The sequence below is a fragment of the Apibacter sp. wkB309 genome (assembly GCF_002964915.1).
Lineage (GTDB): Bacteria > Bacteroidota > Bacteroidia > Flavobacteriales > Weeksellaceae > Apibacter.
Window position 1 is genome coordinate 514,357 of sequence record NZ_PSZL01000022.1, and the last position, 15,615, is coordinate 529,971.

The following is a 15,615-nucleotide window of genomic DNA, read 5'->3' on the forward strand; positions in this document are numbered from 1 at the left end:
CGTTTATAAAGGTAAAAAACAGTAATCAAGCTTTTATATTTTCCCTATTAGAAATAAAAAATACCAACTATTATATTAACTCATTTTATTAAATTATAAAATATCTAATTTTATTGCATAAAATTTATTAAATATTTAAATATTATCAATTTTTATTCATAATAATTTATTTTATTTGAAAAAATATTTAAAATTATATAAAATTAAATGTTAATAATTGTTAACTTTGTTAAACTAACATTAACATTAAAAAAATACATGAGCACACAGGCTCCATACCGTTTTTTCATTTTATTATTATTATTCTTAGGGATTTTTAATTCAATTCCTGCCCAAATTATGACAACCCCTTCGGTGACGATAAAAGATCATAATAACCTGAAAAGTCCTGTTACCATTGATTGTAATTACAAATTCAATGAAAACCATAAAATTTTACTGAAGGCTGAATATCCGGAACTAAAAAACACATCTTCCTATGCTGTAAGCTCTATTCCTTTTAATCCGGTGGGAACGTTTTCTGAAGGTCAAGAAGTTATCATCGACAGTGATGATAAATGGAGCAACGCGCAAGAACTCCCTTTTAATTTCTGCTTTTACGGTAATACTTTTAACTCTATTATTTTAGGTGATAACGGAGTTATCTGTTTTGATACCCAATATGCGGGAACAGAATGTCCTTATGCCATTGCAGGATCTATCCCCGACCCAAATTTAATGCATAATACCATATTCGGGGCATATCATGATATGACCAATGATAGTGATGTGTTTGGTTGTACTCGTGATTGCGGTAAAATTACCATGTATACAACAGGGATGATTCCTTTCCGAAAAACAATCATAAATTATTATAATATGAATCATTTTGGTTGCGAAGACTCAAAATCGACCGTGCAAATAATACTTTATGAAACTACTAATGTTATCGAAGTCTATGTAAAAGAAAAACCGTTAACTTGTGAAATAGGAAATGAAAAAAGAGCACTTATCGGAATCACTAATTCCGATGGATCTGAAGGAATTTCACCCGATCAAAGAAATACAGGAATCTGGGAAGCCTATCATGAAGCATGGAGATTTGCTCCGCAAGGTACTCCTACTGTTCCTAAAGTTGAATGGAAAGATGCCGATCAAACCGTTATTCCTTCATCGGAAGTTAATCCGAAAAGTTCAACAACTTATTATGTGAACGTATCCTATGCCGGTTGTACTCCGGTTACCCTCAATGATGAATTCCGAATTATTTTCTCCTCTGACTTTCCAAAAGTGAAAGACATACAGGTAAATAAATGTTTTGAAGGTAAAACTCCAAATGAAGTTATCAATTTAGAAGAATTGATGAAAGAAGCTTCTGAATCTACTCCCGATGTCATTACCACTTTACATCAGAATATAGAAGATGCCCATTCAGGACAAAATCCTTTGACGGGTTTAAATTCCTATCCGATTACTTCTAATTCAAATTCTTTTTATTTACGAGCTTCAAAGGGTAAAGATTGTTATTCGACTTCGGTGATTACTATTCACATGAAAAGAAAACCCGGCCTAAAAGAAATGGAACCTATTATTATTTGCAGTAATGGTGACCGGGATTCTGAAATAATATATTTAAACAATTATACGAATCAAATAAATGGATATGAAGAATGGATGAATCTCGATTTTTACGATTCCTATACTAATGCATTAAACGGAAATCATCCTATTAGTACTCTTTCGCTTTCTTCTGCGGTGACCATTTATGCAAAAGCAAGTAATAAAGACTTTGAAGATTGCTTTTCTATCATTCCTGTAACTTTCAAATTTCAAAAAACGATTGTTTCCAAACCTCAAGAAATTATACTTTGTAACGAAGATTTAAAAGGACGAGAAATTTATAATTTGAGATCCTATGAAGCCTCGATTACGGGATATGATAATCTTACTTTTACTTATTTTACTTCAGAATCTGATGCTTTACAAAATATAAATCCTATAGTAAATCCTAATAATTATTATGTGACCAATGGAGAGAAAATTTTTATAACCATTTCAAGTCCGGGGTATTGCCCTTCTATATCATCGTTAACTTTTACTTTTAAAAATTCTTTAGTAGAAAACTTACATAAATACGTGTGTGATGATAATTCCCAGGATATAAAGGTGAATCTTTTAGACTATTATTATTTAATGAAAAAAGAACACGATATAGAGCTTTATGGAATGTACACTACCTGGCAAGGAGCTGTAGATAAAGACAATATGCTGCTAATTACTGATTTAGAAAATTTTAAAGTTAATTATCCATTTTCAATTATTTATGTTCGTTTTTATGATAAAAAGATCAAATGTGATTTTATTCGAGAAATAAAATTGGAGATTAGAGATAAAATTGAAAAAAGACCATCTTATAATGTTTGCGATATTAATAATTCAGGTAAAGTTAATTTTAACCTAAATACGTTAAGACCTATTTTTCTTGCCGGATATCCACCATCTTCAATCGCATTTTATGAGACATTGGATGACTATAACAATGAAATTAATCCGGTAACTGAAACTATCATCACAGGACCTAAAACCATTTATGTCAAAGTTAACGTTGATGATGGATGCAAATATTTCTATATGATTAATCTCTATTTAAAATCATTGGAAGTAGCAGATGTACGAAATATTTCTATATGTGATATAAACAATGATGGAAATGAAATTTATTATTTGAACGATTTAATCAATTTTTTAGGCTTAACCGATTACAGTTCTGTTCAATTTTACAAGTCTGAACACGATGCTTTCAAAGAATTAAATCCGATTTCTGCTATAGAACCCTATCCTATAAGTATAAATAATAATAAAGTATATGTTAGAACTAATTATGAGAAAAGTTGTCCAAGTATTATTCCTGTAGAAATACGTTTATTGGAATCGGTAACAGTTCCTGATTTAAAAACTATTGAGGTTTGTGATACAGACAATAGCCATAACAAAATAGTAAATTTAATTCCGGTGATTGAAGAAAGCGGAGTAGATACGAAAGAAATTTCCGTAGAGTTTTATTTAACGGCAGAAGGAGCTCAAAATCAAAACAATAATGAAAAAATTTTAGATCCTGCTACATTCGCTTTATACAACACTACTACACTATATATTCGTTTTACCAATAAAAAATCAAAATGTTGTGAAATAAAGCCTTTAAAAATAAAACTAAATCCTTTTCCTATTGTTATAAAATATAACTTGGATATCTGTGATTTTAGTAATGATAATGCGGAAGAAATAATTTTAAGTGAATTAAACTCTCATATAGTTACCAATCCGCAAAGTTTTACTTTCTCCTATTATTTAAATGAACAAGATGCATTAAACAACATTAATACTATTATAAAACATACCATAAAAAATTCAACGCAACTATATGTTAAAATCTCTTCAGGAAAGGAATGCCAGATCATTCAAAAATTAGGTTTTTCGTTACAATCTTCACCTTTAGTTAAAGATAAAACTGTTGAAATATGTGACAATAATGCAGACGATACGGAAATAGTAGATTTAACCTTATATGAAGAAGATTTAGTTAAAACTTCTCCATCAAATTATCAATACTCATATTATACTTCCTATGATAATGCATATTATGATAAATATAGTATTTACAATACAAAAGAATACGTCATTCAACCATTCCCTACTACCATTTATGTAAGAATTACTAATTCTTCAGGATGTTTTTCCATTGCAAAACTCACATTCAAAAGTGCAGAAAAAGTGTTAGCTCAAAGTAAACAAATACATATTTGCGATGAGGGATCAGACATGCAAGAATATGTTAATTTAACCAACTATATATCTGAAGTTTTAATTACCTCGGGCCAAAATTTAACTATTAATTATTACAAAACCGAGGAAGGAGCTAATAATAGAGACAGCCATACGCTCATAAAAAATCCTGAACATTATTCTGTTACCTTAGCAAAATATTATGTATGGGTACGGATGGATAATCCTTCTACCGGTTGTTATACGGTTAGATATCTAGAAGTTAATTTAGAACCTCTTCCTAAACTTATTAATGCTAAATATTTAGTTTGTGATACAGATTTTGACGATATATATAAAGTAGATTTAGATGATCTTCGCTATACCGTTATATTTAACCCCGACGGGTATACATTTTCCTATTATAATTCCCAAGAAGATGCTGTTAAAGACATCAATAAGATCAAAAATATACATCAATACACAGTAAAAAGCTTTAATGAAAAAATAGTATTGAAAGCTACCAATAAATACGGGTGCAGTTCAATCAGAACAGTAACCTTGTACACAAAAGATAAAATTAAGGTATCGACTCAATCCATGGAAATTAAAAGCTGTGATGATGACTTTGATGGGTTAACATTTTTTAATATCACAACCATGAACTCATCCATAACCAAAGATCCAAAGGCCACTTTTGAATATTTCAGCACTTTAAACGATGCTAAAAACCAAACCAATCCTATTGTAGATCCATATAATTATAAAAATATTGTACCTTTTAAGGACCAAGTATACATCCGAGTTTCATCTCCCGATTACTGTCCGGCTCTTAGTGTAATAAATCTTAAGGTTTTACCGGTTCCTGTAAGTACATTACAAAAGAACCTAAAAATATGTCCGAATGGAACTCTTGAACTAATAGCGGATACAAAAAATCCTGGGGATTTTTACGAATGGAATACCGGAGTAAAAGGATACGATAAACATACAATAACCATATATAAAGCAGGTATTTATACGGTTACCATTACCGGTAAAAACGGTTGTAAGTATACTTATACCACTCATGTAACCGAATATGCTAAAACAAGAATTACAGATTTAAAGGAAGGTAATGATTATATAACGGTAATTGCCGAGGGGGATGCTCCTTTGGAATATTCAATGGATAATAAAAATTGGCAATCCCATAATACATTTTATAATCTAAAACCGGGGATATATACTTTCTATGTAAGATCATTGGCAAACGGTTGTTATTCTCCCGAAAAGAAAGGAGTTTTATTTAAGATAAATAATGTGATAACTCCCAATGGAGACAATCTTAATGATGCATGGAGATTATGCGGCTTGGAAAATTTCGACTCACTTCCTTCTCATATCAAAATTTTTGACAGATATGGTAAAGTTGTATTTTCACAAAGTTCTAATTCATGCTTTGTATGGAATGGATATTATTTGGGCAGACCATTACCTACTACTTCCTATTGGTATGTAATTGATATTGCTGACGGAAGACAATTTACCGGATGGATTGTTGTAAGAAATCATAATAATCACGTTGATTAATGAATAAATAGTTCTCATATAAATTTTTATCTTTAAAACACGTACAGGCATATACGTATTCAATTTTTTGAGCAGCGATTATATGTCTGTATTTTTTATAATTTAACTCCGACTATATTTATATAATTTTTATTAAGAAGAGTAAGGAATATAAAGTTTAGATTCGAGGGGATTATAAAAATTTTTGAATTGGTAATTTAAAAGTAAGCCGTTCTGAAAGTATTATACAATCAGAAGGCTTAGCGGTTTTAAGATTAAAATTTAAACTATTTTCATTTAAATTTTTAAGACTTGGTGTGTGTAATTAATAAAATATAGCATTTAAAGTGTATTCTTATTTGTTATAAACAACTTCTTTAAGAATATTTATTCCGTTTATAGAAGCAGGAAATCCTGCATAGACTGTCATAAGTAGCATTACTTCTTTGATTTGATCAGGAGTTAAACCTATATTCAATGCTCCTTTTATATGAAAATTTAATTGAGATTGTGCATTTCCTAATGTTGCTAAAGCTGCTATGGTGGCAATTTGTCTATATTTTTTATCTAAATTATCTCTTGAAAAAATATCTCCATATCCATATTCAATAACAAAATTAACCAACTCCGGTGAAATATCTTGATACGCCTTTTTCAGAATATCTTCTTGTTCTTTCTTCAATATGGCTAAATAATGAGCTCCTAACTTATATCGATCTGTCTCATTTTTAGAAGCCTTTTTACCTTCTTCATCTTTGATTCCTTTTTCTTTTCTTTCTTTAAGGACCTCTCTAAATGCATTCATTCCATTAATACATTTTGGAAATCCACAATAAACCGACATTTGCAAAATAACCTCTTTTATTTCATTTATGGAACAACCTACTTGTAAGGCTCCATGTAAATGGACTTTTAATTGAGGTATGGCTCCCTGTGCCATGAGTGATGATATGGCCGCTATTTCTTTTGATTTGTTATCCAATGCTTTTAAACTATAGACTTCTCCAAATGAATATTCAATAATAAATCTACTTAATTCCGGTGAAATATCTTTTAAACTTTCAACAGTTCTGATTCCGGCTTCTCCATCAATTTCTTTTAATTTTTCCCAACCTTTTTGGTAACGTTCTGATTTTTCCATTTGTGCATAACTATTTAATGTTAATATAAATACCATTAATACGGTAAGTAATTTTTTCATTTTGTTTTTAAGCAAAGATACCGTAGATCAACACTCTACAGGTAGGACTTTTATTTTTGTTTTCGGTACTTTTCCAAAAAGGTTGAAGGAGAGAAATCTGTTTTCTTTTTGAAAATACGTGAAAAATAGGAGGGATCTTCAAACCCTAATTTATAAGCTATTTCGTTTACATTATACTCACTAAATAGTAATAAACGTTTGGCCTCTGTAATTTTAAGATCTATAATATATTGTTTGGAAGAAATGCCTTTATATTGTTTACAAATTTCATTTAATTCTTGGGTTGTAACTTTCAATTTTTCAGCGTAATCTTCAATGGATGATGTTTTAAAATTTTCTTCAAAAATTACCATTTTTAAATCGTCTAAAAGAGTATGATGAAAGTTTGTTTCTTTTTTAAATGACAATCTGTTAAGTATGGAATAGAGATAGGGAATTCCTAATTTTATAGTTGTATCGGCTACATCATCTTTCAATCCAAATTCATGAATAAGGTTCATAAAACAGCTTTCCATAATTTGTAAATATGAAGTTGGAACATCTACAAATGCCCTATGATTGTTAATACCCAATTCCAAGCCCAAGCAAGCATCCACCATCAAAATATACCCTTTGCTGTCAGAAGAATATTCCCAATTATGTATCTGTTTAGTATTTACAAGAAAAATACGGTTGGGTTTTATGGGATATTCTTGAAAATCGACTACATAAAATCCGCTTCCATGAGTAAACCAAACCAGAGAATAGAAGGAATGTCGATGAGGCCATTCAATATCCGGATCTTCTGTTCCTTCAAATGTTCCCACATAATACGAAATGAAATGATTCGGTAGTCCTAAGATATTTGCTATTGAATATTCTTTTAACATTTAACAAAGATAAAATATATTGCGAGTGATATAATAGAAATATATTTTTTAAATTTCTGATACTGAATTTAGAAACTAGTTTGAAAACCTAAAGTTTCCTTTTCTCTATAATGGAATTATATAATTTGTTGACAGTAAAATTTGTATTATTGATTAGTATCAAATATACTTTATATAAAAAGTTTCCATAATTATATAATTTACTTTCATTAATTATAGAGTACATTTGAAATAACAAATAAATTTGAACAATAAATATGAAAAATGAATTAAAATTTAAAACTAATATAGATTGTGGAGGTTGTGTAAAAGCAGTAACTCCGTTTTTGTCTAAAGTAGAAGGTATTTCAAAATGGGAAGTTGACACAGCTAATCCGGATAAAATCTTGTCTGTAGACTTAGACGGTGCTACGGAAGAAGAGGTTGTCAATGCAGTAAAAAAAGCCGGATTTACCATTGAAAAAATTTAATTTTTTAATAAAATTGTTAAAAGAACCTTTATTTTTTTAAGGGTTCTTTTTATTGTTATCTTCTTTTTGTTCTTTAATCCTATAATAATATTAATTACCTTTGCATTTTAAAAATTTATATATAAATAAAATATAATTCGGATATCAATGACTAACTCTGAAAAAGAAAATTCGATCGGTTATCAATTAAGTTATACTGAAAATCTGCACAGGAATCTATTAAATAAAAAATTTTCTACCAATAAGTTAGACATTACTCCCGAACAATTTATTATTTTAGATTTATTAACGGAACATTCTACAGGAATATCCATGCAGAAAATATCCGAAAAAATACACAGAGATAATTCAGCCATCACCCGATCCATTGATATTTTAGAAAAAAAAAATTTGGTAAGCAGAGTCAATGCAGAAAAAGATCGTCGGAAAAAAATTATATTAATTACTAAGCAAGGAATTACACTTTTACATAATGCTAAAGACATAGCAAAGCAATATGCAAAAGAAGTTGCAAAAGGACTAACTGAAAAACAACTTAATGATTTATTTTCTATTCTTAAGACTATCCAGAAAAATATTAATGAATCTAATATATAGAAATGCTTTATAACCTTTTTTATATAAAAGGTTTATTCTTTACACAAATGTGCTTTTTGAAATTTAAAATTTGCCGTAAAGATATGCGTTTTTAATTAATAGCTTACTTAAATTATCAATTATAATTTAACAGCTTCAAACTTTTGAGTAGGATTTACAATCTCATCTTGTGCTGCTACCAATTGCAATTCATATTCTCCTTGTCTATGAGTTTCCAGCATTACGGCATAAACAGCAGCAGTCGTATGTTCTAATACTTCTTTATAATTTTTTCCCAATAACATATGGGTCAATAATAAACCGGAAGTAAGATCCCCTACTCCAACCGGTTGACGAACACCAAAATCTACTAAAGGTCTTGATATATGCCATTTTCCTTCTGAAGTAGACAATAACATCTCAAATTTATCTGAACGATAGCCTGCCCTGCTTAAGTGTTTAACTAATACAGTTTTTACCCCTTTACTGTGAATTACATCAACTGCAGAAACTACTTCCGCAACCGAAGTAATGGTTCGATCGGTTAAAATTTCCAACTCTAATAAGTTAGGTGCCATAATGTCACTTACTCCCATCGCTTCATTTTTAAAAAATTCCGACACTCCGGGAGCTACAATACAGCCTTTTTCCGGATGTCCCATAACAGGGTCACAAAAATAAACGGCATTTGGATTTTCATTTTTAACCTTTTTAACTATTTCCAAAATTGATTTTCCTTGTTCGGGAGATCCAATGTATCCGTTTAAAACTGCATCGCATTTTTTCAATTGATGAATGTTGTCAATTCCTTGAACAATATCGAATAAATGTTTGGCTGTCATAACTTCACCCGTCCATTGTCCATATTGTGTATGATTGGAAAATTGCACCGTATTTAATGACCATACTCTAACGCCGCAACGCTGCATGGGAAATTCAGCTGCGCTGTTTCCTGCGTGGCCATACACTACATGAGATTGGATGGATAAAATATTTTTCATTAGTTTTACAATTATTACTTACAAATTTATAAACTTTATTGGCAATTAGTAGTAATTTATAAAGAATTGTTCAGTATGTTCATTTCTCAATATGAAAAGTGAAATAATTAATAAACCATATAAAAGAAGATTAATTTCTTGTTAAAAACCGTTAAAGCAACAAAATAATTGAAATTTGGTATTACTTTTGAAATAAAAAAATCCAGTATTTATTTAAATTAAATTGTACTATGAAAAAAAATAAGTTTGAAATTAAAAAAATAGGTTCTTATATTTTAGTAGGTGCGATAGGGGGATTGATTTCTGCAGGTGCAGTTGCTTCCATATCAAAAAATACGAATTTAAATGATTTTGAAATATTTAAAAATCCTACTCATAACGAAAAAGCTTATTTTACTTCAGCTTCTACCAATAGCGTAGTTGGATTAAATCCTCCCGATTTAACCATCGCAGCAGAAAAAACCGTGAATGCAGTAGTGAGTGTAAAATGTTATTCTTCCTACATGCAGCAGCAACAACGCAGATCCTTAGATCCTTTTGATTTCTTTTTTGGAGATCCTTTTAATTCTCAAGGGCAACAAAGACAACAACAAACTCCAAAAGATTCTCCAAACGGTTTAGGTTCGGGAGTAATTATTTCTAGTGATGGTTATATTGTTACTAATAACCACGTGATTGATGGAGCTGATAAAATAGAAATTACACTTAATAATCAAAAAACATATACAGCCACTTTAGTCGGAACGGATATCAATTCCGATATTGCTCTGTTAAAAATTGATGAAAAAGGGCTAAGCTTTTTAAATTTCTATAATTCCGATAATGTAAGAATTGGAGAATGGGTATTAGCTGTAGGAAATCCATTTGGATTAACTTCAACAGTAACAGCGGGTATCATTTCGGCCAAAGGTCGTAGTTTAGATCTTTTGCGTTCCAATTCCAGAAGTCCTATTGAATCTTTTATTCAAACCGATGCGGCAGTAAATCCCGGGAATAGCGGAGGTGCTTTAGTAAACGCAAATGGTGATTTAATTGGTATTAATACAGCAATTGCTTCGCATTCCGGAACCGGAACATTTGAAGGGTATAGTTTTGCTGTTCCTTCTAACATAGCTAAAAAAGTTGTGGAAGATATTCGCAAATACGGTTTGGTTCAACGGGGTTATTTGGGTATTGGTGCTCTTGACTTGAGTGATGATTCTGCAGTTAAGCAATATAATTCTCAAAATAAAACCAACTATAAATCTCAAGAAGGTGTACTTATCACTGATATTCAAAATGACGGAGGAGCAAAAGATGCCGGCTTGAAAAAAGGAGATATTATCAAGCAAATTGACGGAACGAATATTAAGAACTTCCCTACTCTTTCGGGAGTTATTGGAGAGAAAAGACCGGGTGATCAAGTGAAGGTTACCGTTATACGAGATGATTCGTATAAATCTTTCAATGTTAGAATTAAAGATGCCAAAGGGGGGACTTCGGTTAAAACGAAAAACGATTTAAGTGTCGCCGAAAAGTTGGGTGCTGAATTTCAAGAATTGACTGATGACCAAAAGGTTAATTACGGTTTAGAATCCGGTATTGTTGTAACCAGAATTGATTCTAACGGAAAATTGAAATTAGCAGGCATTGGTGAAGGATATATCTTAATGGAAGTAAACGATAAGCCTGTTAATAGTGAAAAAGACATTGAAAAAATATTAAAAAATTATAAAGGAACGGTTTCTGTTAGATATGTAGATCCTTATGGTAGAATCTATCGTAGAGGATTTAAAATGGAATAAGAAATGTAGTTATTGATATATAATTAATTAGTAGTTTGAATTGCAACTTTTTAATAAATTTAAAAAGTTGCAATTCTTTTTTATAATATTTTTATGATACAATTATTACTGATGTAATAATTTCCAAAGTTCGTCTTTTAATTGAGTTAAATATTCTCCGGTTACGGCAGAAATAAATAATAATTTGAAATTTTCAGGAAAAGTTTTCCTTATTTCATCTTCCAATTCTTTATCCAGTAAGTCTGATTTCGAAATTGCAATTACTCGATCTTTATCATTTAATTCCGGATTATATTTATTCAGCTCATTTAACAGAATTTTATATTCTTGGTAATAATCTTTTGCATCGGCCGGAATCAAAAACAATAAAATCGAATTTCTTTCTATATGTCTTAGAAATTTATATCCTAATCCTTTTCCTTCGGATGCTCCTTCAATAATACCCGGAATATCGGCAATTACAAATGATTGAAAATCCCTGTATTTAACGATTCCTAAATTAGGTACTAAAGTGGTAAAAGCATAATCGGCTATTTTCGGTTTTGCAGAGGTTAATGCAGACAACAATGTTGATTTTCCTGCATTGGGAAAACCTACTAATCCCACATCACCTAATAACTTTAATTCCAAAATAAAATTACCTTCCTTACCGGGCAATCCGGGTTGAGCATATCGCGGAGTTTGGTTGGTTGATGATTTAAAGTGTGAATTTCCTAACCCTCCTTTTCCTCCTTCAAGTAAAATTATCTCTTCTTTATCTTTAGTTATTTCTCCAACAATAGTTCCGCTTTCATCTTTAGCAATAGTTCCTACGGGAACCTCGATATATAAATCCGCTCCATTAGCTCCGGTTAATTCTTGTTTTCCTCCGGGTTTACCATTTTCTGCTTTATTGTGTTTGGAATATTTTAAAGCCAAAAGGGTCCATAGTTGAGCATTACCGCGTAAAATTATATGTCCCCCTCTTCCTCCATCTCCACCATCAGGGCCACCTTTAGGAATATATTTTGCTCTGTGTAGGTGTGCAGAACCGGCGCCTCCATGTCCGCTTTTACAAAAAATTTTAACATAATCAACAAAATTCGACTGCATATATCTTTTATTTTTTTATAAAAAAAGGATTATTATTTTTCATAACAATCCTTTTATATGTAAATGTTACATGTATTTTCTATACAAACTTTTCAATTTCTTTAGACAGTTCTGCGGTTATATCTTCAATACTTCCCTCTCCATCTAATTCAACCAGTTTATGTTGTTCTTTATAATAGTTGGAAACAACGGCTGTTTTTTCATAATATTCTTTAATTCTGTTACGAATTATGCTTTCATCTGCATCATCTGAACGACCGCTCTCTTCACTTCTTTTTAAAATTCTTTTAACTAGAATTTCATCTTCTACATAAAGGGCTAACGTTACATCAACTTGGGTTTGAAATATAGAATCCAATAATTCATCAAGGGCTTCAGCTTGGCTTTTAGTTCTTGGATATCCATCTAAGATAAACCCTTTTTTATTTGAATTTCTTTTAAGTTCATCAATCAACATTTCTGTTGTAAGTTCATCCGGCACTAATTTTCCATGATTTATATAGGTTTGAGCCTCTTGACCTAATTTGGTATTATTCTTTATATTATATCTGAATAAGTCTCCGGTGGAAATGTGTTCTAAGTTATACTTTTCTGCTAAAATTTTTGCTTGTGTCCCTTTTCCACTCCCGGGAGGGCCAAATAAAACAATTATATTCATATTTGAAATTCTGTTTATTCTCCTTTTAATTGGTATAAGTCCTTAAAATTCCTTCCTAAACCATTATAATCCAACCCATACCCTATAACAAATTTATTAGGTATATTCATTCCTATTAAATCTATATTTAGATCCTTTTTATAAACATCCGGTTTAAAAAACAAAGTTGCAATTTTAATGCTTCTCACCGGCTTTACTTCTAGTAATTTATAAAGGTATTCTAAGGTGTTACCGGTATCAATAATATCCTCAAGTATTACTATATCTCGGTTTGTGATGTCTACAGTCATATCTGCAATTAAATCAACGGTTCCTGAACTTTGCATTCCGCCCTTGTATGAAGACAGCTGAAGGAAACCTATTTCACAGTTGCCTTTATAATTTTTTAAAAAATCACTGAAAAACATAATAACTCCGTTGAGTACCCCAATAAAAACGGGGACGGTGTCTTTGTACTCTTCATACAAAGTATTGGTCATCCTTTGTATGGAATGGTCTATTTCTTCCGAAGATATAAAAGGGGTAAAAGTTTTATCCAGAATCTTAATTTCTTCCATATATAACTATCTTTACTATGCCGCAAATATAATGATATTGACTAAATATCAAAGTTTGAAGTACATAATTTTTAATGTTAGATAAATGAACTATCATAAAAGGTTATTTTCCATGATGATGTTGATGTTGATTGGGAGGAACTATAAGAATGGGTACTTTAGATTTATTAATAACGTTTTTTGAAACACTGCCAAGGATTGCTTCCATAAGTAAACCTCTTCCATGAGAACCCATAATGATGAGATTAGCTTTTCTGGATTCTGCTTCTTTCAATATAATATCTGCCGGTGTTCCTTGTTTTATAACAATTTCAACTTCAACGCCTTGTTCTTTAATTGATTTTTCATATTCTATCAATTGTCTGGTTTCTTCCTTCATACCTGCTTCTTCCAATTCCGGAAGATATTGAAAACCGATATCCCCTATAATAAAACCTAAATCTAAACTGGCAACATGTAAAAGGCACATTTTACTTCCGGTAGCTTTGGCATAGATGACAGCTTCTTTCAAAATATATTTGGTAGTTGCTGAAAAATCTACAGGGACTATCATTGTTTTCATAACCTAATTTTTTATTATACAGCTTAAAGTTAATGAATATTTTTATTTTTATCATAAAATTTCAATAGAATAAATTTTCTTACTTTTGCAAACTAAGTTTTATTTTGAATATGCATATATTTATCCAAATTGCCCAGTTATTATTATGTTTATCTATTTTAGTTGTCTTTCATGAAGCAGGACACTTTTTAGCGGCAAAATATTTTAAGACAAAGGTTGAAAAATTTTATTTATTCTTTGATCCATGGTTTTCTTTATTCAAAAAGAAAATAGGTGATACTGAATATGGTATTGGTTGGTTGCCGTTAGGGGGATATGTTAAAATAGCAGGCATGATTGATGAAAGCATGGATACTGAGCAAATGAAAAGTCCACCTCAGCCTTGGGAATTTCGTTCTAAACCGGCTTGGCAACGTTTAATTATTATGCTTGCCGGAATTTTTGTAAATATCCTATTGGCTATTATTATATATGCCGGAATTTTAATGACTACGGGTGAACAAACTATTAATACGGATCAATTAAAAGACGGATATGCATTTTCTGATGTAGGAAAAAAATTGGGATTTAAAGATGGTGATATTATATTGGAAGTAGATAATAAAGAGATTCCAACTTTTAATTATTTACCTGTTTCTCTTTTATTCGGTGATCATGTAACGGTTAAGCGCGACGGAAAAATCATTAAATTTAATCTTCTCCCTGAAGAAAAAAGGGATGTTTTAAAACAGGAAGGCAGAGGCTTTATTTCTCCGAGAATAATTGCTGATGTTGATTCAATTTTACCTAATTCACTTGCTTCAAAATATCTTAAAAAAGGAGATGTTATAACTAGTTTCAACAAGCAACCTATTAAGTATATTGATGAATTTAGATTAGAACTTTCTAAACATAAAAATGACAGTGTAACTTTAGGGATATATCGAAACGGACAAAATATAAATGAAAAGCTTTTTGTTCCTGATAGCGCCATTTTAGGTTTTGTTCCTAGTGCTTCGAATTTAAAAAATGCAACTGCATATAAAAAATATAATTTTATGGATGCCTTAAAAAGGGCGCCGGTATTGTCTTGGGAAATGTTATTGGTTCAAATAAAACAATTTAAACTTATTATTAATCCAAAAACAGAAGCTTATAAACAAGTAAGCGGTCCTTTACGATTATATAAAGCATTTTCACCTGAATGGGATTGGGGACAATTTTGGAGTTTTACCGCTATGTTTTCTATATGGCTTGCGTTTTTAAATCTATTACCGATTCCAGGTTTAGACGGAGGTCATGCTTTATTTACCATTGCTGAAATGATTACCGGTCGTAAATTAAGTGATAAGACAATGGAAAAGGTCCAAATGGTGGGTATATTTATCCTTCTTGGATTAATGATTTTGGTATTTGGAAATGATATATGGAATATTATACAAAGTATTATAAACAAATAATTAATTTAATTTACCGTCAATATTAATATTTCATGTTTTTATTGAAACAATTCCAATTCATAAAATAAATTTAATTAAACTTTACTTATATAAAGGTTGCATAATTTTCAATGC

The 15,615-nt window shown here is 30.5% G+C and carries 12 protein-coding genes; 5 read left to right on the plus strand and 7 right to left on the minus strand.

The genetic code is table 11. From position 1 onward, the window contains the following. Positions 1 to 258: 258 nt before the first annotated feature. The gene (locus C4S75_RS08195) at positions 259 to 5,313 is read left to right on the plus strand and encodes a T9SS type B sorting domain-containing protein (protein WP_158254237.1); all 5,055 of its coding nucleotides are present in this window, start codon (positions 259 to 261) and stop codon (positions 5,311 to 5,313) included. Positions 5,314 to 5,647: 334 nt separating this feature from the next. On the opposite strand, the gene C4S75_RS08200 is transcribed toward C4S75_RS08195, so the two are convergent. After that, complete coding sequence (locus tag C4S75_RS08200; protein ID WP_255410612.1) at positions 5,648 to 6,493, minus strand: carboxymuconolactone decarboxylase family protein; 846 nt, start codon at positions 6,491 to 6,493, stop codon at positions 5,648 to 5,650. Between the two features lie 50 nt (positions 6,494 to 6,543). Continuing rightward, entirely contained in the window at positions 6,544 to 7,362 is an 819-nt protein-coding gene (locus C4S75_RS08205; protein WP_105297812.1) for an AraC family transcriptional regulator, read from the minus strand. 257 nt (positions 7,363 to 7,619) lie between these two features. On the opposite strand from C4S75_RS08205, the gene C4S75_RS08210 reads away from it, so the two are divergent. Together C4S75_RS08210 and C4S75_RS08215 are read left to right on the plus strand one after the other, a co-directional pair. Then, on the plus strand, positions 7,620 to 7,832 hold the full coding sequence (locus tag C4S75_RS08210) for a heavy-metal-associated domain-containing protein (RefSeq protein WP_105297813.1): 213 nt from the start codon (positions 7,620 to 7,622) through the stop codon (positions 7,830 to 7,832). Positions 7,833 to 7,979: 147 nt separating this feature from the next. After that, on the plus strand, positions 7,980 to 8,429 hold the full coding sequence (locus tag C4S75_RS08215) for a MarR family winged helix-turn-helix transcriptional regulator (RefSeq protein ID WP_105297814.1): 450 nt from the start codon (positions 7,980 to 7,982) through the stop codon (positions 8,427 to 8,429). Positions 8,430 to 8,548: 119 nt separating this feature from the next. On the opposite strand, the gene pdxY is transcribed toward C4S75_RS08215, so the two are convergent. After that, on the minus strand, positions 8,549 to 9,409 hold the full coding sequence (pdxY, locus tag C4S75_RS08220; protein ID WP_105297815.1) for a pyridoxal kinase PdxY: 861 nt from the start codon (positions 9,407 to 9,409) through the stop codon (positions 8,549 to 8,551). 230 nt (positions 9,410 to 9,639) lie between these two features. On the opposite strand from pdxY, the gene C4S75_RS08225 reads away from it, so the two are divergent. Further along, positions 9,640 to 11,193: a Do family serine endopeptidase gene (locus tag C4S75_RS08225; protein ID WP_105297816.1), complete on the plus strand. Its 1,554-nt coding sequence runs from the start codon at positions 9,640 to 9,642 to the stop codon at positions 11,191 to 11,193. A 105-nt stretch (positions 11,194 to 11,298) separates the two neighbouring features. On the opposite strand, the gene obgE is transcribed toward C4S75_RS08225, so the two are convergent. The 4 genes from obgE to C4S75_RS08245 form a co-directional block, all read right to left on the minus strand. Next, the gene (gene obgE, locus C4S75_RS08230; protein ID WP_105297817.1) at positions 11,299 to 12,285 is read right to left on the minus strand and encodes a GTPase ObgE; all 987 of its coding nucleotides are present in this window, start codon (positions 12,283 to 12,285) and stop codon (positions 11,299 to 11,301) included. A 79-nt stretch (positions 12,286 to 12,364) separates the two neighbouring features. Further along, positions 12,365 to 12,943, minus strand: a complete 579-nt coding sequence (locus tag C4S75_RS08235; RefSeq protein WP_105297818.1) for an adenylate kinase — start codon at positions 12,941 to 12,943, stop codon at positions 12,365 to 12,367. A gap of 14 nt (positions 12,944 to 12,957) precedes the next feature. Continuing rightward, positions 12,958 to 13,500, minus strand: coding sequence for a hypoxanthine phosphoribosyltransferase (hpt, locus tag C4S75_RS08240; RefSeq protein ID WP_105297819.1), 543 nt, complete (start codon positions 13,498 to 13,500; stop codon positions 12,958 to 12,960). 103 nt (positions 13,501 to 13,603) lie between these two features. After that, positions 13,604 to 14,062, minus strand: a complete 459-nt coding sequence (locus C4S75_RS08245) for a universal stress protein (protein ID WP_105297820.1) — start codon at positions 14,060 to 14,062, stop codon at positions 13,604 to 13,606. A gap of 110 nt (positions 14,063 to 14,172) precedes the next feature. Between C4S75_RS08245 and rseP the strand changes: the two genes are divergently transcribed. After that, on the plus strand, positions 14,173 to 15,501 hold the full coding sequence (gene rseP / locus C4S75_RS08250) for an RIP metalloprotease RseP (protein ID WP_105297821.1): 1,329 nt from the start codon (positions 14,173 to 14,175) through the stop codon (positions 15,499 to 15,501). Positions 15,502 to 15,615 lie beyond the last annotated feature (114 nt).

What these genes read in the sequence shown, in the direction of transcription:
- C4S75_RS08200 (WP_255410612.1), bottom strand. Translation starts at nt 6,493, where the DNA reads ATGAAAAAATTACTTACCGTATTAATGGTATTTATATTAACATTAAAT.
- rseP (WP_105297821.1), top strand. Translation starts at nt 14,173, where the DNA reads ATGCATATATTTATCCAAATTGCCCAGTTATTATTATGTTTATCTATT.
- C4S75_RS08235 (WP_105297818.1), bottom strand. Translation starts at nt 12,943, where the DNA reads ATGAATATAATTGTTTTATTTGGCCCTCCCGGGAGTGGAAAAGGGACA.
- C4S75_RS08205 (WP_105297812.1), bottom strand. Translation starts at nt 7,362, where the DNA reads ATGTTAAAAGAATATTCAATAGCAAATATCTTAGGACTACCGAATCAT.
- C4S75_RS08225 (WP_105297816.1), top strand. Translation starts at nt 9,640, where the DNA reads ATGAAAAAAAATAAGTTTGAAATTAAAAAAATAGGTTCTTATATTTTA.
- C4S75_RS08215 (WP_105297814.1), top strand. Translation starts at nt 7,980, where the DNA reads ATGACTAACTCTGAAAAAGAAAATTCGATCGGTTATCAATTAAGTTAT.
- obgE (WP_105297817.1), bottom strand. Translation starts at nt 12,285, where the DNA reads ATGCAGTCGAATTTTGTTGATTATGTTAAAATTTTTTGTAAAAGCGGA.
- hpt (WP_105297819.1), bottom strand. Translation starts at nt 13,500, where the DNA reads ATGGAAGAAATTAAGATTCTGGATAAAACTTTTACCCCTTTTATATCT.
- pdxY (WP_105297815.1), bottom strand. Translation starts at nt 9,409, where the DNA reads ATGAAAAATATTTTATCCATCCAATCTCATGTAGTGTATGGCCACGCA.
- C4S75_RS08245 (WP_105297820.1), bottom strand. Translation starts at nt 14,062, where the DNA reads ATGAAAACAATGATAGTCCCTGTAGATTTTTCAGCAACTACCAAATAT.
- C4S75_RS08210 (WP_105297813.1), top strand. Translation starts at nt 7,620, where the DNA reads ATGAAAAATGAATTAAAATTTAAAACTAATATAGATTGTGGAGGTTGT.
- C4S75_RS08195 (WP_158254237.1), top strand. Translation starts at nt 259, where the DNA reads ATGAGCACACAGGCTCCATACCGTTTTTTCATTTTATTATTATTATTC.